We start from the raw sequence: 17,332 nt of genomic DNA, 5'->3' as shown, positions 1-17,332 counted from the left end.
CAGGACCAGCCTAGTGGGTGCGGTCCTGGGATGGGCGGGGGTGTGCCCGGTGGCGCGGCCAGCAAAAAGCGCCACCGCCCGGCGGGTCAGTGACCAACCGGGCGGTGGCGCTTACAGGCAGTGCTCAGACCTTCGGGCTGGACTCGGACACAACCTTCAGTTTGCCGTCCACGATGTCCTTGCTGATCTGGTCCAGCTCGGCCTTCAGTTCGGCCGGGACCTGGGAATCGAAGTCGTGGAACGGTGCCAGCTTCACACCCTCGTTGGCCAGCGTGCCAACGTACGGGGTGTTGCTGAACTTTCCGTCCTTGTCTTCCTTGACCACCGTCTCCACGGCGTCGCCCATCTCCTTCATCACGGAGGAGAGCATGATGTCCTTGTAATCGGGTGCCGTGAGGTATCCGTCGGAGTCAACCCAGATGAGCTTGACGTCCTTTCCGGCGGCCTTGGCTTCCTTCAGCGCCGCGCCGGCGCCCTTGCCCACGGGGCCGGCCACGGGCATCACAATGTCGGCACCCGAGTCCAGGAAGTTCTGCGTGAGCTGCTTGCCGACGTCCTGCTTTTCGAAGTCGCCGGTGAAGCTGCCGTCTTTCGCTTCCTTGTTCCAGCCAAGGAGCTTGACGTCCTTGCCCTTCTGCTCGTTGTAGTACTTGACGCCGTCCGCGTAGCCGTCCATAAAGATGGTGACGGTGGGGATCTTGATGCCGCCGAACGTGGCGACCGTTCCGGTCTTGGTGGACCCGGCAGCAAGGTAGCCGGCCATAAACGCAGCCTGGGCCGTGTCGTAGATGATGGGCTTGACGTTGCTGATGGGGGTTTCATAGCCGAAGTCAATGATGGCGAAGTGGCTGTCCGGGTTCGCCGTTGCCTGTGCCTTGGTGGCGTCGCCCAGCAGGTAGCCCACCGTGACGGTGAGGTCGCAGCCGGCGCTGACCATGGCCCGCAGGTTGGGGTCGAAGTCGTTGTTGGTTTTGGATTCAACCTGGTTGACCTTGATGCCCAGGTCGGTTTCGGCCTTCTTCAGGCCCTCGTAGGAGGACTGGTTGAAGGACTGGTCGTCAAACCCGCCGGAGTCGGAGACGATGCAGCCGGTGTAGTCCGTGGCGCCGGCGCTTGGGCCGCTGCCTGCCTCGGGTGCCGCGCCGCAGGCGCTGAGCAGGAGTGCGGACGCGCTGATGGTGGCCAGCCCTGCCAGTGAACCGCGCTTGAAGGGTGCACGCAGTGATGTCTTCAATTTTCCTCCAGGATGAAGAGAGTGGCGCTACGGCTGGAATTCAATGAGTGTCCGTTTCTACACTGAAATTCTGTTTTCACTGAGGGCCCGCAGCACTGCGCCGGAGCGCACTGATGCCATTACTTTAGTGGCCTGCGCCACTCCCCTGTAGCACAGGGGCACCCGTTCCCGGAGATTGTTTACAAGTTGTTACCAACCAGTAGGCGTGCCGCGCGGTGGCGGCACGCCTACTGGCTGCGGAGGCGTTTAGCCCTGGGGCTGGATCCGCACCAGCATCTTGCCGGTGTTGGCGCCGTCCAGCAGGTCCATAAAGGCCTGCGGGGCGTTTTCGAGTCCGTCCACGATGGTTTCGTCGTAGCTGATGGAGCCGTCTGCAAGCCACGCTGCGGCCTTCTCCATAAACTCGTCCTTCAGGTGCCAGTAGCCACCCACCAGGAATCCGCGCAGGGTGAGCTGCTTGCCGATGGCCAGCATCAGGTTCCGCGGCGCCGGCGTGGGCTCGGTGGAGTTGTACTGGGCGATGGCACCGCACATGGCAACGCGGCCACCCACGTTCAGTACGGACAGTGCTGCCTCGAGGTGCTCGCCGCCGACGTTGTCGAAGTAGACGTCGATGCCGTTGGGGCCTGCGGCTTTTTCGAGCTGGTCCCGGACAGGTCCGTCGTTGTAGTTGAAGGCGGCGTCGAAGCCGAGCTCCAGCAGGCGGGCCACTTTTTCCGGGGTACCGGCGGAACCGATGACCCGGGAGGCGCCCATGGCCTTGGCGATCTGGCCCACCAGCGAGCCCACGGCCCCTGCTGCGCCGGAGACGAAGACGGCGTCGCCGGCCTTGAATTCGGCCACCTTGAGCAGGCCTGCGTAGGCGGTCAGGCCCGTCATGCCGAGGGCGCCGAGGAAGGCGGACTCCGGGGCAAGCTCGGGGCGCACCACGGCGCTGGTGGCGGCGTCGACAACGGCGTACTCACGCCAGCCCAGCGAGTGCACCACCGTCTCCCCCACGGCCCTGTCAGCTGACCGGGACGCGATGACCTCGCCCACGGCGCCGCCGTCGAGCGCCTGGTCCACGGCGAACGGCGCCGAGTAGGACTTGACGTCGTTCATGCGGCCCCGCATGTAGGGATCAACCGACATAAAGGTGTTGCGGACCAGGATCTGGCCGTCCTGCAGCTCCGGCAGGCCCGACTCGGCGAGGCGGAAGTTCTCCGCCGCCGGCCGGCCTACTGGGCGGGAGGCGAGCTGGATTTCGCGGGTGCTGGCGGGAAGTGTTGTCACGCTCATGCTGCAAACTCCAATACCTTGATGTCCACCGTGATGTTGCCGCGGGTGGCGTTTGAATAGGGGCAGACCTGGTGGGCTTTGGCGACCAGGTCTTCTGCGGTGCCCAGGTCGAGGGCGGGCAGTGCGATTTCGAGGTCGACGGCGAGGCCGAAGCCGCCGTCGGGAAGCTGACCCAGGTGCACCTTGGCGGCGACGGCGGAGTCCGCGAGGTCGGCGCGTTCCTTGCGGCCCACAAGGCGCAGGGCGGAGTGGAAACAGGCCGCGTAGCCGGCGGCGAAAAGCTGCTCGGGGTTGGTGCCTTCGCCGCTGCCGCCGAGTTCAACGGGGCTGGCCAGGTCAACTTCGAGTTTTCCGTCATTGGTGCGTGCGGTGCCGTCGCGGCCTTCGCCGGAGGCCAGTGCCTCGGCTGTGTAAAGGGTCTTCACAGGAACAGTTCCGTTCTGTAGGTGATTGCTTGGAAAATGGGGGGGTCCTGCCGCGGGTCAGACGGCGGAGTGCAGGGCTGCGGTGAGCTTGCCCAGTGTGGTACGGAGCTGCTCCAGCTCATCGGCTGAGAGGCCGGCAGCATCTGCGAGCCGCTGCGGGATGGCACTGGCCCGGACGCTGAGTTCCCGGCCTGCGGCGGTGAGGTGGACGGCCACCCGGCGTTCGTCCTCTCCCGACCGGCGGCGCTCCACAAAGCCCAGGGCTTCGAGCCGCTTGAGCAGGGGCGACAGAGTGCCGGAGTCCAGGCCAAGTTCCTCGCCCAGTTCCTTGACGCCCCGGGGGTCGTTCTCCCAGAGGACCAGCAGTACCAGGTACTGCGGGTAGGTAAGGCCGAGGTCTTCCAGGACGGGCCGGTAAACGGCGGTGGCTGCCCGGGATGCGGAGTACAGCGCAAAACACACTTGACGGTCCAGCCTGGGGGTTTCGCTCATGCATCTACCGTAGCCCACAATTGAATTGTGCACAACTTAGATTGTGGCGGACAGCCGAGCTCCCCCACCGGCCGCGTCTACAGGTCCCGGATGGTCCGCAGTGCCGCAGCGGTCAGGACCCGGATGCCCAGTCCCAGGGCGCGTTCGTCCAGGATGTAGTCGCCGCGGTGCAGGTCGTACTCCTCGCCGCCCGGGGTCTTGGTGCCCAGCCGCATCATGGCGCCGGGAAGTTCCGCCAGGAACCAGGCGAAATCCTCCCCGCCCATGGACTGCGGGGTCAGCACCACGGCGCTTTCGCCGATTTCAGCGCGGGCGGACGCTTCGATGATTGCCGTTTCATGCTCGGAGTTGACCACCGGCGGCACGCCGCGGGTGTGTTCCAGCCGGACATCAACGCCGTAGGGGGCGGCCACCTGGTGGACCACCTCGTCCAGCAGTTCGCCGGCAGCGTGCCAGGCGTCACGGTCCAGGCAGCGCATGGTGCCCGCCATGTACCCGGTGCCGGGAATGGCGTTGGGGGCGGACCCCGCTGAAATCTGGCCCCACACCACGGACACGCCGCTGCGGACGTCCACGCGGCGGGAGAGGACTGCGGGGACGTTGACGGCGATCTGCGCCAGCGCAAAAACCAGGTCCTCGGTGAGGTGCGGGCGGGAGGTGTGGCCGCCGCGGCCCGAAAGTTCGATCCGGATGGTGTCCGACGCCGAGGTGATGGCGCCGATGCGGGTGCCGATCTTGCCCACCTCGATCCGCGGATCGCAGTGCAGGGCGAGGATCCGCGGAACACCTTCCAGGACGCCCTGTTCAATGCAGGAGTGCGCGCCGCCGGGCATGGTTTCCTCGGCCGGCTGGAAGATGAGGCGGACGGTGGCGCCCAGCGGGGTGGCCTGGTGCATTTTCTGCAGGACCAGGGCGATGCCCAACATGGTGGTGGTGTGGACATCATGGCCGCAGGCGTGGGTGACGCCGTGGTTCTTTGAGGCGAACGGCAGGCCGGTTTCCTCAATGATGGGCAGGGCATCGATGTCCCCGCGCAGGGCCGTGGCGATGGGGCCCTCCCCTACGTCCACCGTGAGCCCGGTGCCTTCGAGGCGGCGCGGGCTGAGCCCGGCTGCCTCCAGCCGCTCGGCCAGCTTGTCGGTGGTGCGGAACTCCTTGAAGGACAATTCCGGATGTGCGTGCAGGTCCCTGCGGAAATCGATCAGTTCCGGCAGGAGCGGCTCCAGCCATGGAGCCACCAAAGCGGTGGGTTCGGCTTCAGTAGTGTAATTGCGCACTGGTTCACTCTAGCGAGCGCCGCCGCTTTACGGGCATCACGGCCGCCGCGTTACTTCCCGCGGCCTCCCGCCGTCGTCGGGTTGACGACGGCGGGAGGTTGGCGAGGGCGGGAGGTTGGCGAGGGCGGGCGGCCGGTTTCAGAGGACGTCGGTGTCGCCGCTGGCCTTCAGGGCGTCCACGGCGGCTTTAACGCGCTGCGAGTTCGCCATGGTGGTCACCAGCAGGGCGTCGGGGGTGTCGACAATGACCACGTCCTGGATCCCGATCAGCGCGATGACGCGCTTGGTGTCAGTGACCACCACGCCGCTGGAGTTTTCGGTGAAGACGCGGGCGCCCTCACCGAGCACCGTGACGTCGTCAACTTCCCTGGCGGAGTTCAGTCGGCCCACCGAGGCGAAGTCGCCCACGTCGTCCCAGCGGAAGGAGCCCGGGACCACTGCGACGTCGCCGGCTTCCGCGGCGGGCTCCGCCACGGCGTAGTCAATGGCGATCTTGGGCAGGGTGGGCCAGACCCTGGCCGTGACCTCGTCGCGGTCCGGGGTGTCCCAGGCGCGGGCGATTTCCTGCAGGCCGTTAAAGAGGCCGGGCTGGTTGGCTTCGAGGTGCTTGAGCATCAGGGCCACGGGCGCCACGAACATCCCGGCGTTCCAGGAGTATTCGCCGCTGTCCACATACTGCTGGGCGACTTCCTCGTCCGGCTTCTCGACGAACTCCACAACGTCCAGCGCGCTGGGCGCTCCGTCGATGTTCAACGCCTTACCGGAACGGATGTAGCCGAACCCTGTGGAGGGGTGCGTGGGCTTAATGCCGATGGTGACGATCTTTCCGGCGGCAGCGGCGTGGATCGCTTCGCGGACCGCTTCCTGGAAGAGGTTGTCCGGGCTGATCACCTGGTCTGCTGCGAAGGAACCCATGATGGTGTCCGGGTCCCGTTCGTGCAGGATGGCTGCGGCCAGCCCGATCGCGGCACCGGAATCCTTGGGCTCGGATTCGAGGACCAGGTCCGAATCCTCCACCTCGGGAAGCTGGCGGCATACGGCCTCGCGGTGGGCCTGGCCGGTGACCACCAGGACCCGGCTGCCGGCCAAAGGCTGCAGCCGGTCAAAGGTGGCGCGCAGCAGCGTGCTGCCCGAACCGGTGAGGTCGTGAAGGAACTTGGGAGCTGCGGCTCGTGACAGGGGCCAGAGGCGGGTCCCCACTCCGCCGGCCGGAATCACCGCAATAAAGCGGTCAAGGGGTGATACCGGGCTTGTCACTGTGTCTTTACTCATCAGGGCCTACTTTAGCCGAACCCGCACCGCTGCCCCGGTAAAGTGCCCCCGGCACGACACATCAGGGCCCGGCCGCGCAACCCACTGTGGGGTTTGTCTCACAAAATCCACCGAACCCGCGCCGCTGCTGGTCACTAAGTGGCTCCTAAATTGAATAAGCTGTAAGCGGAGCCTAGATTTAGGCTCGAGCTACGAGTGCTCTCGCAGCAGGCGTTCCCCCCGCGTGGATCTCATGCCAGCGCCGCTGTGTTGCAGGGAGGTTTATTCAGTGCCGACAAAACCAGCTGGCACCTTGTACCGCGGCCGTGAAGGCATGTGGTCCTGGGTAGGACACCGGATTACCGGTGTAGTGATCTTTTTCTTCTTGTTGGTCCACGTCCTGGACACCTCCTTGGTGCGGGTTTCGCCTGAGGCGTATACCGCCGTCATTGGCGCCTACAAGAATCCCCTGATGGCGCTGGGCGAGACCGGCCTTGTTGCCGCCATCGTGTTCCACGCCTTCAACGGCCTGCGGATCATCGCCGTCGACTTCTGGAAGAAGGGCGCCAAGTACCAGCGCCAGATGCTCTGGGTTGTCCTGGGCCTCTGGGTAGTGACAATGGTTGCCTTCTCCATCCGCCACCTGTCCCTCGCCCTCGGAGGTCACTAAGCCATGACTGCAACAATCGACAGTCCGCGCAGCGGCCGGATCGCACCGCAGTACCGCCGCAACGGCGGCAGCCGCGGCAACTTCGAGATGGTGGCCTGGCTGTTTATGCGCCTCTCCGGCGTGGTGCTGGTGGTGCTGATCTTCGGCCACCTCTTTGTGAACCTCCTGGTGGGCGAAGGCATCCACGCGATCGACTTCGGCTTTGTGGCCGGCAAGTGGGCCGACCCGTTCTGGCAGTTCTGGGACCTGGCCATGCTGTGGCTGGCCATGCTGCATGGCACCAACGGCGTGCGCACCATCATTAACGACTACGCCGAGAAGGACTCAACCCGCCGCTGGTTGAAGACGGTCCTTTACAGCGCAACCGTTGTCATCATCGTCCTGGGCACCCTGGTGATCTTCACCTTCAACCCGTGCCCCGTCGTCGACGGCGTCCCCCTGCCGGGCGGTTTCTGCCCTGCCTAGCAGCAGCACTTTCCAGGGCCCGCGGGCATAACCGCGGGCCCTGTTGTGCGGGGCAGCCAACGCCGCCCCGTTGTTTTACAGGAAATTTGAGAGAAAGAGCGTCTGGTATGCAGGTCCATAAGTACGACGTCGTCATCGTCGGTGCCGGTGGCGCTGGCATGCGCGCCGCGATCGAATCCGGTCAGCGCGCCCGCACAGCAGTACTGACCAAGCTCTACCCCACCCGTTCACACACGGGCGCGGCGCAGGGCGGTATGTGCGCGGCCCTTGCCAACGTCGAAGAAGACAACTGGGAATGGCACACGTTCGACACCGTCAAGGGCGGCGACTACCTGGTTGACCAGGACGCCGCCGAAGTCATGGCGAAAGAAGCCATCGACGCCGTGCTGGACCTGGAAAAGATGGGCCTGCCGTTCAACCGCACGCCCGAGGGCCGCATTGACCAGCGCCGCTTCGGTGGCCACACCCGCGACCACGGCAAGGCTCCCGTCCGCCGGGCCTGCTACGCCGCTGACCGCACCGGCCACATGATCCTGCAGACCCTGTACCAGAACTGCGTCAAGCACAACGTCGAGTTCTACAACGAGTACTACGTCCTGGACCTCCTGACGGTCGAAGAGGACGCGGTCCGCGAGGACGGCACCCCGTACAAGCAGAAGCGTGTTGCCGGCGTCGTCTCCTACGACCTGGCCTCCGGCGAACTGCACGTGTTCCAGGCCAAGTCGGTGGTCTTCGCCTCCGGCGGCGCCGGCAAGGTCTTCAAGACCACCTCCAACGCCCACACCCTCACCGGTGACGGCATGGGCATCGCGTTCCGTAAGGGAATCCCCCTCGAGGACATGGAATTCTTCCAGTTCCACCCGACAGGCCTGGCCGGCCTGGGCATCCTGCTTTCCGAGGCCGCCCGCGGCGAAGGCGCGATCCTGCGCAACTCCGAGGGCGAGCGGTTCATGGAGCGCTACGCCCCCACCATCAAGGACCTGGCGCCCCGCGACATCGTGGCCCGCTCCATGGCCAACGAGGTCCGCGAAGGCCGCGGCTGCGGCCCGAACAAGGACTACGTCCTTTTGGACCTCACCCACCTGGAACCGGCGCACATTGACGCCAAGCTGCCGGACATCACCGAGTTCGCCCGCACCTACCTTGGTGTGGAGCCCTACACGGAACCCGTCCCGGTGTTCCCCACGGCGCACTACGCCATGGGCGGCATCCCGACGAACATCACCACCGAGGTCCTGCAGGACAACGACACCATCATCCCGGGCCTGTACGCCGCCGGCGAGGTGGCCTGCGTGTCCGTGCACGGGTCCAACCGGCTGGGCACCAACTCGCTGCTGGACATCAACGTGTTCGGCAAGCGCGCCGGTGTGGCTGCGGCCGAGTACGCCAAGACCGCCGACTACGTGGAACTGCCGGAGAACCCGCTGGCTTACACCACGGAACTGCTGGACATCGCCCGCAACGGCGAAGGCGACGAAAAGGTGGCCCTGATCCGCAAGGAACTCCAGGACACCATGGACGCCAACATGCAGGTGTTCCGCACCGCGGACACGCTGAACCAGGTCCTGGCCGACATCGCCTCCTTCGAGGAGCGGTACACGCGGATCAACGTCCAGGACAAGGGCAAGCGCTTCAACCTGGACCTGCTGGAGGCCGTGGAACTGGGCTTCCTGCTGGAGCTGGCCAAGGTCATGACCGTGGCGGCCCTGCACCGCGAGGAATCCCGCGGCGGACACTTCCGCGAGGACTTCCCGGACCGCAACGACGAGAAATTCATGAAGCACTCCATGGCGTACAAGGATGACCACGCCCCGGCAGACGGATCGGCTGAAGCAATCGCCGGCATCCGCCTGGCCACGAAGCCGGTTGTCTTTACCCGCTACGAGCCGATGGTGAGGAAGTACTAAGATGACCGCTGAACTCGCTGAGCCAGCCTCAAAGATCGAACTGCCCGCAGGTGTGGGCGGCGGCGGGGAAATCCCCACGTTCGACGTCCACCTGCGGGTGCGCCGGTACAACCCGGAAGTCTCGGAAGAGGCCACCTGGGATGACTTCCACCTGACCATGTACGGCACGGACCGTGTCCTGGATGCCCTGCACAAGGTCAAATGGGAGACGGACGGCAGCCTGTCGTTCCGCCGGTCCTGCGCCCACGGCGTCTGCGGTTCCGATGCCATGCGCATCAACGGCCGCAACCGCCTCGCCTGCAAAACGCTCCTGAAGGACCTGGACACGTCCAAGCCCATCACCGTGGAACCCATCAAGGGCCTGCCGGTGGAGAAGGACCTGATCGTGGACATGGAACCGTTCTTCCAGTCCTACCGCGAGGTTATGCCCTTCCTGATCAACAAGGGCCACGAGCCCACCAAGGAACGCCTGCAGTCCGCCGAGGACCGCGAACGCTTTGATGACACCACCAAGTGCATCCTCTGCGCCGCGTGCACCTCGTCCTGCCCGGTGTTCTGGACGGACGGCCAGTACTTCGGTCCCGCCGCAATTGTCAATGCCCACCGCTTCATCTTCGATTCACGCGATGATGCCGGCGACATGCGCCTGGAGATCCTGAACGACAAGGAAGGTGTGTGGCGCTGCCGCACCACCTTCAACTGCTCCGAAGCATGCCCCCGCGGCATCCAGGTCACCCAGGCCATTGCCGAGGTAAAGCAGGCAATCCTCTCGCGCAAGATCTAAGGATCCAACGCTGACGACGGCGTCCCCCACCCCATGTGGTGAGGGGCGCCGTCGAACTTTTAAGATGCCCTATCACCTATGGTCCCCAAAACCCCCTTTTAGGGACCATAGGTGATAGCGCAAGCCGTCCGCACAAACGAAAGGGGACACCGTGTCCCGCTCCGAAAAGGTCTCCTTCACCGGCTCCACCGGCGAGGTGCTCTCCGGCATCATCGATGTCCCCGAGGGCATGGTGAAGGGCTGGGGCGTGTTTTCGCACGGCTTCACCCTGGGCAAGGATGCGCCGTCCGCGTCCCGGATGTGCAAGGCGCTGGCTGACAGCGGCGTGGGCATGCTCCGCTTCGACAACCTGGGCCTGGGCGGCTCCGCCGGCGAATGGTCCGCCGGGTCCTTCAGCCACAAGGTGGCGGACACGGTCAAGGCGGCAGAGTACATGCGCAGCGTAGGCAGGGAGATCTCCCTGCTGGTGGGCCACTCGTTCGGTGGAGCCGCCGTGCTGGCAGCTGCCAAGGAGATTCCGGAGCTCGACGCCGTTGCCACAGTCGGGGCGCCCTTCTCACCCAAGCATGTGGCGCACGTCTTTGACGCTGCCCTGGACCGGATCCTTTCCGAAGGCAGCGCCGAGGTGGATCTGGGCGGAAAACGCGTGGAGATCCGCCGGCACTTCGTGGAGGACCTGGAGAACGCGGACCTGACCGACTGCATCCGGCAGCTCCACAAGCCGCTGATGGTGCTGCACTCCCCCACAGACAACACCGTCGGGATCGAGAACGCCAGCACCATCTTCCAAACGGCCCGTCATCCGCGGAACTTTGTGTCCCTGGAGGGCAGCGACCACCTGCTCACGGGCAAAGGCCAGGCGGCACGCGCCGCCCGGATCATCGCTGCCTGGGCCGACCAGTACCTCGACGCCTGACGCTGCCCGCGACGGCCCTGCCGGGAACCGGCGTGGTGGCCGCCGGGACCTTGCCCGGCTGGACCTGCCGGGCGCCCCAGGCGGCCTTCTCGCCGTTCGCGGCGCCTGCGGCCAGGTCACCTTCGCGGATGGTGGCCCAGGACCCGGAGAGCAGGTAGACCTGGCTGACCAGGTTGAACCAGATCAGCAGGCCAATGATGATGGCGAAGGGGGCCAGCAGCGGGTTCCGGCCGGCGCCGGCCAGCAGCTCGGTGCTGAACAGCTGCAGGACCGTAGTGCCCACGGCGGCGATGATGGTGCCTTCCAGGAGGGCCCGGCGGGAGAATTTGAGCCTGGCTGCCAGGCGGAACATGATCACGGCCGTGACCCAGCCCAGCACCAGTGGCACCGCGATTTTGACGATGGTGGTCAGCGGGCCGGCCACGGCGTCGCTGAGGCCCAGGAAGTCGGTGACCCACCCCGCAGCGGTACCGAACACCAGCGATGCGCCGGAGCTGACCACCAGGGCCACCCCGAGGAGCACCAGCGTGCCGGCGTCGCCCGCTTTGAGCAGCACCGGGCTGATGACCAGAGGCGGCAGCTGGTTGACGCCCCGCAGGCCTTCCCGGACGCCGTTGATCCAGTTCAGCGCCGTGATGATGGTGACGACGGCGGCGATGACCGCGGTCCAGCCCAGCCCGCTGGGGTTCAGCAGGTCCTGCGGGTCCACCAGGCCTTCTCCGCCGTTGACCTTGAGCAGGCCCGGCGCGCTTTGCGCCACGCTGCCCACAACGGTGTCGAGGAGCTGCGGCTGGCCGCGGAGGACCAGCCCGGCAATGGAGAAGCCGGTGGCCAGCAGGCCCGTGATGGAGAAGAACATCACAAAGCCGATCCCGGCGGCCATCAGCGGGCCGTGCTGCCGGTTGTAATGCGCGAAGGCGCGCATGGGCAGCAGCGAGTTCAGCCGGGCCAGGAACAGCATGAGCATGGCCAGCGGGACGGCGAACGGGCCGCCGCCGGAACGGCGCGCCTTGCTCAGCTCCACCCGTTTGTGGCTGACCTCCAGCCGCAGGCCGGCCAGGTCAGTGGGAAGCGGCGGCGTCCCCGGCGTCCCTTGCTGCGTTTTTATGCCGGGTGCCGGCGTTGTTGTCTGTTTCGGTCCCAAAGTCCAGCTCTTCCCGTAGCTGCCAGATGCCATCGGCACCGTGCTCGTAAAGTCCCATGCTAGCCACCGGGAAGCTTGCCCTGTAGCTCTTCAGCACCGTTTCGGCTTCGTCGAGGCTTTCCGGGGCCACATCGTGGGCGATGGTGACGTGCGGGTGGTAGGCGAACGGCAGGTCGCGGTGCAGCGGCCCCTGCTGGAGCTTGCCGTGCAGGTCCACGCACTCGGCGAACCCGTCCTCCACCTTGATGAACACCACCGGGGAGACCGGCCGGAACGTCCCGGTCCCGGAAATCGTGACCCGGAAGGGGCGCTGGGCCCGGGCCACGCTGCGCACGTGCGCCAGGGTGGCGTCCCAGTCCGTGGTGGGGGTGGTGGTGACCAGGGTGATGTGGGCAGGCACCACCTCCGCCAGGGGGTCCCCAAATGAGGCCCGCCAGCTTTGCAGTTCGCTGGCAACCTCAGCCGGGAAGCCCAGGATTACGCCAACGCTGATGTCTTCCTGGCGGGAACCGTCCCCGCCGCCGGCAGGGCCGCCGTGCGGGGTGGGCGCGGTTCCCAGCGAGCCTGGGCCCCGGGTTCCTTCCCGTGCGGTGACGTTGCTGGCAGACATGGCTCTAGCGGACTCCGGCGAGGCTCAATGACGGCAGGAACCCCATGCGCTCGTACACGCTGCCCAGGGTGACCGAGGCGATCTCCCGTGCCCGTGCAGCCCCTGAGGCCAGCAGCCGGTCCAGTTCGGCCGGGTCCGTCATCAGTTCATTGGTCCGGTCCCGCAGGGGTGTCACAAAATCAACCACCACATCGGCAAGGTCCACCTTGAGGTGGCCGTACATTTTGCCTTCGTATTCGGCTTCGAGGCTGGCCACTGTTTTGCCGGTCAGGGCCGAGTAGATGGTGAGCAGGTTGGAGATGCCCGGTTTTTCCCCGGTGTCGAAGCGGATCTCCGTGCCGGCGTCTGTCACTGCAGACTTGATCCGCTTGGCGGCGACCTTGGGGTCCTCCAGCAGCTGGATGGCACCGTTGGGCGACTCGCCGGTTTTGGACATCTTGGCGCCGGGGTTCTGCAGGTCGTAGATCTTGGCGCTTTCCTTGACGATGGTGGCCTCGGGGACGGTGAACGTGTCCCCGAACCGGGTATTGAACCGCTGGGCCAGGTTCCGGGTCAGTTCCAGGTGCTGGCGCTGGTCCTCGCCCACCGGAACCAGGTCCGTCTGGTACAGCAGGATATCGGCCGCCATCAGCGTGGGGTAGGCGAAGAGGCCCAGCGTCGCGGAGTCGGCGCCGGACTTCTGCGATTTGTCCTTGAACTGGGTCATCCGGGAAGCCTCACCGAAACCCGTGATGCAGTTCAGGGCCCAGGCCAGCTGGGCGTGCTCAGGCACGTGGGACTGGACAAAGAAGATGCTGCGGTCCGGGTCGATGCCGGCGGCGATGTACTGCGCCGCGACGGTCCGGGTGCGCTTGGCGAGCTCCGCGGGGTCGAAGTCCACGGTGATGGCGTGCAGGTCAGGGATGAAGAAGACAGCGTCGTACTCCTCCTGCATGTCCACCCAGTTGCGCACGGCACCGATGTAGTTGCCCAGGTGCAGCGAATCGGCGGTGGGTTTGGCGCCGGAGAGAATGCGCTTTTTAGCGGCCGGAGAGGTCAGGCTAGTCATGGTGGAACTTTCGGGCTTAGAGCTGGTAGTCCACTACCAGCGGTGCATGGTCAGAGAAGCGGGTGTCCCACGACGGCGCGCGGTCCACTACTGCCGAGAAGGCAGCATCGGCCAGGGCCGGGGTGGCCAAGTGGTAGTCGATCCGCCAACCGGTGTCGTTGTCGAACGCCTTGCCGCGCTGGGACCACCACGTGTACGGGCCGTCCACCGGGCCGGACAGGTTGCGGTGGACGTCCTGCCAGCCGATGTCCCCGCCGAGGTACTTGTCGAAGTAGGCGCGCTCTTCGGGCAGGAAGCCGGCCTTTTTGACATTGGCTTTGGCGTTGCGGATGTCCAGCGGCGTGTGGGCCACGTTGAGGTCCCCCACCACCAGGGCGTGGTCGCTGTGCTTGGCCAGCTCGGGCAGCCGGGTGGACATGATGTCCAGGAAACGGAACTTGTCGTCCTGCTTGGGGGTGCCCACCTCGCCCGAGTGGACGTAGGCGCTGGCCACGGTGAGCTGGACCGGGTTGCCGGCGGCGTCGCGGAGCCGGAAGTCGGCTTCGACCCAGCGTCCCGCCGTCGCGAAGTATTCGTCGCCGATGCCGATGCGGGTGGCCAGTGGTTCCTCGCGGGAGGCGATGGCCACGCCGGCGCGGCCCTTCGCCTCGGCTTCGGCGTGCAGGATGTGCCAGCCCGCACCGAGGAGCTGGTGAACAATCGCATCCGGGGCGCGGACCTCCTGCAGGCAGAGGATGTCCACCTCACGCGGTTCCAGCCAGGCTGCCATACCGTTCCTGTAGGCGGCGCGGAGGCCGTTGACGTTGACGGATGCGATGCGAAGGTGGTCCTTCTTCAATGCCGAGCTCACCCGCTCCACTCTAGTCGATGATGGTTCCGCTGACCGGCTCGCCGGAGCCGCCGGAGGACTTCATCATGTCGCGGGCGTTGGTGGCGGTGATCTCGATGGTTTCCAGGGCGCGGTGGATGGTGTCCTGGTTGGCGGCGGCGCCCTTGGCACGCTCTTCCTCCACCACCCGGACCTGCACCTGGACGATCTTGAAGGAGTGGTCCAGCTTGAGGTCGCGGACCTCATCGGCTTCGCTGCGCTCGTACACCACGCTGGTACCGCCGTGGTTCGCTGCCGTGGGCGAGGGGGCCCGGCCGGCTGCGGTGTTGAAGGCGTTCTGGGCCTCGGTCAGCTTGGCGCCCGCCTTCTTGGCGGCACGCTGGATGCTGACCACCACGAAGGTGGCCAGGACCAGCCAGAAGAGGGCGATGATGGCCACTACCCAGCCCACCACATCGTTCTGGTTGGCGGCGAAGATGACGGCCACCACAAACGCGGTCACCAGGACCATCAGCCCCGGCCCGCTGATGCGGAACATGGAGAAACGGGGTTTGGCTGATGAGTTGGAACTGCCCACTGATTGCATGGAGATATTCTCTCAAATCCCGGCGCCGATCCGGCACGCTTCCACCGGCGGCGAACACAACAACGGCGGCCCCGCACCTTTCCGGGAAGGTGCGGGGCCGCCGTCGCGCGTTTTAACCCACGTGGGCTAGGCGATGCCTGCCTGGCGTTCCGCCGCTTCAACCACATTGGTCATCAGCAGCGCCACGGTCATGGGGCCAACGCCGCCGGGATTGGGCGAAATCCAGCCGGCCACCTGGGCGGCGGCGGGATCGATGTCTCCGTGGACGCGGCTCTTACCTGTTTCCGGATCGGTTTCCCGGGTAACCCCCACGTCAAGCAGGGCAGCGCCCGGCTTCACGTCCGAGGCCTTGACGATGTGCTTGACTCCGGCGGCGCCCACAATGACGTCCGCCTGCTTGAGCAGCTCCGACAGGTTTTTGGTGCCGGTATGCGTCAGCGTCACCGTCGCATTGACGGCCCGCCTGGTGAGCAGCAGGCCGATGGTCCGGCCGATCGTGACGCCACGGCCAACCACCACCACGTGCTTGCCGGCAAGGCTGTACCCATTGCGCTCGAGGAGCTCGATGACGCCGCGGGGTGTACACGGCAGAGGAGTGGTGATCTCCGAGTTGACGTTGAGCACCAACCGGCCGAGATTGGTCGGGTGGAGTCCGTCGGCGTCCTTGGCGGGGTCGATCCGCTCAAGGATGGCGTCGGTATCCAGGTGCTTGGGCAACGGCAGTTGCACGATGTACCCGTGGCAGTCGGGATCCGCATTGAGTTCATCAATGAGGGCCTCTACGTCGGCCTGGGTGGCGTCAGCCGGCAGTTCGCGCTGGATCGAGTTCATCCCGATCTGTTCGGACTGCTTGTGTTTCATGGAGACATACAGCTGCGAGGCGGGGTCGGCGCCCACCAGCACAGTTGCGATGCCGGGGGTGACGCCCTTCGCACGGAGCGTGGCCACGCGTCCGGTCAGCTCGGCCTTGATGGCTGCGGCGGTGGCCTTGCCGTCAAGGATTTGTGCAGTTGCGGTATCAGTCATTGGTTACCACTGCTCGTGCTGCGGGTACAGCGGGAAGTCGGCGGCGAGCTTGTCCACGCGGGACTGGAGCGCCTCGACGTCGGTGGCGGTGCCGGCCTTCAGCGCGCTGGCGATGATCTCTGCGACCTCGGTGAACTCGGCGGCGCCGAAGCCGCGGGTGGCCAGGGCCGGGGTGCCGATGCGCAGGCCGGAGGTGACCATGGGCGGGCGGGGGTCGAACGGAACGGCGTTGCGGTTCACGGTGATACCCACGGAGTGCAGGAGGTCCTCGGCCTGCTGGCCGTCCAGCTGGGAGTTGCGCAGGTCCACCAGGACCAGGTGCACGTCGGTGCCGCCGGTGAGGACGGAAACGCCGGCCTCGGCAACGTCAGCCTGGTTGAGGCGGTCGGCAATGATTTTGGCGCCTTCGAGGACGCGCTCCTGGCGTTCCTTGAACTCCTGGGTACCGGCGATCTTGAAGGCCACGGCCTTGGCGGCGATGACGTGCATCAGCGGACCGCCCTGCTGGCCGGGGAACACGTTGGAGTTGAGCTTCTTGGCCCACTCCTGCTTGCCCAGGATCACCCCTGATCGGGGACCGGCGAGGGTCTTGTGCACGGTGGAGGTGACAACGTCGGAGTACGGGACGGGGCTGGGGTGCAGGCCCGCTGCCACCAGTCCGGCGAAGTGCGCCATGTCCGTCCAGAGGAGGGCGCCCACCTCATCGGCGATGGAACGGAACGCAGCGAAGTCGAGGTGGCGCGGGTAGGCGGACCAGCCGGCAATGATGACCTGAGGCTTTTCGGCGATGGCCTGCTCGCGGAGCTTGTCCATGTCCACGCGGAAGGAATCTTCCTCCACCTGGTAGGCGGCTACGTTGTAGAGCTTGCCGGAGAAGTTCAGCTTCATGCCGTGGGTGAGGTGTCCGCCGTGCGCCAGGGACAGGCCCAGGATCTTGTCGCCGGGGGTGATCATGGCGGACAGGGCGGCGGCGTTGGCCTGGGCCCCGGAGTGTGGCTGGACGTTGGCGTACTCGGCGCCGAACAGGTCCTTGACCCTGTCGATGGCAAGCTGCTCGGCGATGTCCACGTATTCGCAGCCGCCGTAGTACCGGCGGCCGGGGTAGCCCTCGGCGTACTTGTTGGTCAGGACGGAGCCCTGGGCTTCCATCACGGCGCGCGGCGCGAAGTTTTCGGAGGCAATCATTTCCAGGGTGCCGCGCTGGCGGCCAAGCTCCTGGTTGAGGACTGCAGCGATTTCGGGGTCAAGCTCGGCCAGCGACTGGTTGCTGACGGCTGATGTTGTGGTGGCTGTGGTAGTCACAAAGAACTCCTGGCTCGGGATTCGGGCACTGCTTAGGTCAGGCTACCGGCTGGCACGCCTCACCGCCGTGTTGGCTACTGGCATCAGG

Annotated in this window: 18 protein-coding genes; 5 read left to right on the top strand and 13 right to left on the bottom strand. The window is 65.9% G+C overall.

All coding sequences use genetic code 11. From position 1 onward, the window contains the following. Window positions 1-124: 124 nt before the first annotated feature. From ACU18_RS07445 to ACU18_RS07420, 6 genes are all read right to left on the bottom strand, one after another. Window positions 125-1,234, bottom strand: coding sequence for a BMP family lipoprotein (locus tag ACU18_RS07445; RefSeq protein WP_050684897.1), 1,110 nt, complete (start codon window positions 1,232-1,234; stop codon window positions 125-127). A gap of 246 nt (window positions 1,235-1,480) precedes the next feature. Then, on the bottom strand, window positions 1,481-2,512 hold the full coding sequence (locus ACU18_RS07440) for an NADP-dependent oxidoreductase (RefSeq protein WP_050684896.1): 1,032 nt from the start codon (window positions 2,510-2,512) through the stop codon (window positions 1,481-1,483). Continuing rightward, window positions 2,509-2,937, bottom strand: coding sequence for an organic hydroperoxide resistance protein (locus tag ACU18_RS07435; protein WP_050684895.1), 429 nt, complete (start codon window positions 2,935-2,937; stop codon window positions 2,509-2,511). The genes ACU18_RS07440 and ACU18_RS07435 overlap by 4 nt, the downstream gene beginning before the upstream one ends. 57 nt (window positions 2,938-2,994) lie before the next feature. Further along, window positions 2,995-3,429 carry a MarR family winged helix-turn-helix transcriptional regulator gene (locus ACU18_RS07430; protein ID WP_050684894.1) on the bottom strand — a complete coding sequence of 145 codons (435 nt, stop codon included), beginning with the start codon at window positions 3,427-3,429 and terminating at the stop codon, window positions 2,995-2,997. Between the two features lie 77 nt (window positions 3,430-3,506). Further along, the gene (locus ACU18_RS07425; protein ID WP_050684893.1) at window positions 3,507-4,706 is read right to left on the bottom strand and encodes an amidohydrolase; all 1,200 of its coding nucleotides are present in this window, start codon (window positions 4,704-4,706) and stop codon (window positions 3,507-3,509) included. Between the two features lie 138 nt (window positions 4,707-4,844). Then, window positions 4,845-5,978 (bottom strand): mannose-1-phosphate guanylyltransferase, encoded by a 1,134-nt coding sequence (locus ACU18_RS07420; protein WP_050684892.1) that lies wholly within the window; start codon window positions 5,976-5,978, stop codon window positions 4,845-4,847. A 268-nt stretch (window positions 5,979-6,246) separates the two neighbouring features. Here ACU18_RS07420 and sdhC point away from each other — a divergent pair, with 268 nt between their 5' ends. The 5 genes from sdhC (at window position 6,247) to ACU18_RS07395 (ending at window position 10,699) form a co-directional block, all read left to right on the top strand. Next, window positions 6,247-6,627, top strand: coding sequence for a succinate dehydrogenase, cytochrome b556 subunit (sdhC, locus tag ACU18_RS07415; protein ID WP_082178227.1), 381 nt, complete (start codon window positions 6,247-6,249; stop codon window positions 6,625-6,627). 3 nt (window positions 6,628-6,630) lie between these two features. Further along, on the top strand, window positions 6,631-7,092 hold the full coding sequence (locus tag ACU18_RS07410) for a succinate dehydrogenase hydrophobic membrane anchor subunit (RefSeq protein WP_050684890.1): 462 nt from the start codon (window positions 6,631-6,633) through the stop codon (window positions 7,090-7,092). Window positions 7,093-7,199: 107 nt separating this feature from the next. Continuing rightward, window positions 7,200-8,999, top strand: coding sequence for a succinate dehydrogenase flavoprotein subunit (gene sdhA, locus ACU18_RS07405; protein ID WP_050684889.1), 1,800 nt, complete (start codon window positions 7,200-7,202; stop codon window positions 8,997-8,999). Between the two features lies 1 nt (window position 9,000). After that, the gene (locus ACU18_RS07400; protein WP_050684888.1) at window positions 9,001-9,783 is read left to right on the top strand and encodes a succinate dehydrogenase iron-sulfur subunit; all 783 of its coding nucleotides are present in this window, start codon (window positions 9,001-9,003) and stop codon (window positions 9,781-9,783) included. A 151-nt stretch (window positions 9,784-9,934) separates the two neighbouring features. Continuing rightward, complete coding sequence (locus tag ACU18_RS07395; protein WP_050684887.1) at window positions 9,935-10,699, top strand: alpha/beta hydrolase family protein; 765 nt, start codon at window positions 9,935-9,937, stop codon at window positions 10,697-10,699. Here ACU18_RS07395 and ACU18_RS07390 read toward each other — a convergent pair. The 7 genes from ACU18_RS07390 to glyA form a co-directional block, all read right to left on the bottom strand. Then, a complete protein-coding gene (locus tag ACU18_RS07390; RefSeq protein ID WP_082178226.1) occupies window positions 10,662-11,723 on the bottom strand; it encodes a YihY/virulence factor BrkB family protein in 1,062 nt (353 codons plus the stop codon). The genes ACU18_RS07395 and ACU18_RS07390 overlap by 38 nt on opposite strands. A 37-nt stretch (window positions 11,724-11,760) precedes the next feature. Then, the gene (locus ACU18_RS07385; RefSeq protein ID WP_082178225.1) at window positions 11,761-12,453 is read right to left on the bottom strand and encodes a 2'-5' RNA ligase family protein; all 693 of its coding nucleotides are present in this window, start codon (window positions 12,451-12,453) and stop codon (window positions 11,761-11,763) included. A gap of 4 nt (window positions 12,454-12,457) precedes the next feature. After that, window positions 12,458-13,501, bottom strand: coding sequence for a tryptophan--tRNA ligase (trpS, locus tag ACU18_RS07380; RefSeq protein WP_050684886.1), 1,044 nt, complete (start codon window positions 13,499-13,501; stop codon window positions 12,458-12,460). 16 nt (window positions 13,502-13,517) lie between these two features. Further along, on the bottom strand, window positions 13,518-14,351 hold the full coding sequence (locus tag ACU18_RS07375; protein ID WP_050684885.1) for an exodeoxyribonuclease III: 834 nt from the start codon (window positions 14,349-14,351) through the stop codon (window positions 13,518-13,520). Window positions 14,352-14,361: 10 nt separating this feature from the next. Beyond that, entirely contained in the window at window positions 14,362-14,916 is a 555-nt protein-coding gene (locus ACU18_RS07370; RefSeq protein ID WP_050684884.1) for a hypothetical protein, read from the bottom strand. 126 nt (window positions 14,917-15,042) lie between these two features. Continuing rightward, window positions 15,043-15,942, bottom strand: coding sequence for a bifunctional methylenetetrahydrofolate dehydrogenase/methenyltetrahydrofolate cyclohydrolase (locus ACU18_RS07365; RefSeq protein WP_050684883.1), 900 nt, complete (start codon window positions 15,940-15,942; stop codon window positions 15,043-15,045). Between the two features lie 3 nt (window positions 15,943-15,945). Then, window positions 15,946-17,244 (bottom strand): serine hydroxymethyltransferase, encoded by a 1,299-nt coding sequence (gene glyA / locus ACU18_RS07360; protein WP_050684882.1) that lies wholly within the window; start codon window positions 17,242-17,244, stop codon window positions 15,946-15,948. Window positions 17,245-17,332: the final 88 nt, after the last annotated feature.

The sequence above is a fragment of the Arthrobacter sp. ZBG10 genome (genome assembly GCF_001238605.1).
Lineage (GTDB): Bacteria > Actinomycetota > Actinomycetes > Actinomycetales > Micrococcaceae > Arthrobacter.
The sequence above is the reverse complement of the archived record's forward strand: the minus strand, read 5'-3'. Positions and strand labels throughout refer to the sequence as shown.

Coding starts and splice junctions, on each gene's coding strand:
- ACU18_RS07410 (WP_050684890.1), top strand. CDS start 6,631: ATGACTGCAACAATCGACAGTCCGCGCAGCGGCCGGATCGCACCGCAG.
- ACU18_RS07400 (WP_050684888.1), top strand. CDS start 9,001: ATGACCGCTGAACTCGCTGAGCCAGCCTCAAAGATCGAACTGCCCGCA.
- ACU18_RS07420 (WP_050684892.1), bottom strand. CDS start 5,978: ATGAGTAAAGACACAGTGACAAGCCCGGTATCACCCCTTGACCGCTTT.
- ACU18_RS07370 (WP_050684884.1), bottom strand. CDS start 14,916: ATGCAATCAGTGGGCAGTTCCAACTCATCAGCCAAACCCCGTTTCTCC.
- trpS (WP_050684886.1), bottom strand. CDS start 13,501: ATGACTAGCCTGACCTCTCCGGCCGCTAAAAAGCGCATTCTCTCCGGC.
- sdhA (WP_050684889.1), top strand. CDS start 7,200: ATGCAGGTCCATAAGTACGACGTCGTCATCGTCGGTGCCGGTGGCGCT.
- ACU18_RS07440 (WP_050684896.1), bottom strand. CDS start 2,512: ATGAGCGTGACAACACTTCCCGCCAGCACCCGCGAAATCCAGCTCGCC.
- ACU18_RS07385 (WP_082178225.1), bottom strand. CDS start 12,453: ATGTCTGCCAGCAACGTCACCGCACGGGAAGGAACCCGGGGCCCAGGC.
- ACU18_RS07430 (WP_050684894.1), bottom strand. CDS start 3,429: ATGAGCGAAACCCCCAGGCTGGACCGTCAAGTGTGTTTTGCGCTGTAC.
- ACU18_RS07365 (WP_050684883.1), bottom strand. CDS start 15,942: ATGACTGATACCGCAACTGCACAAATCCTTGACGGCAAGGCCACCGCC.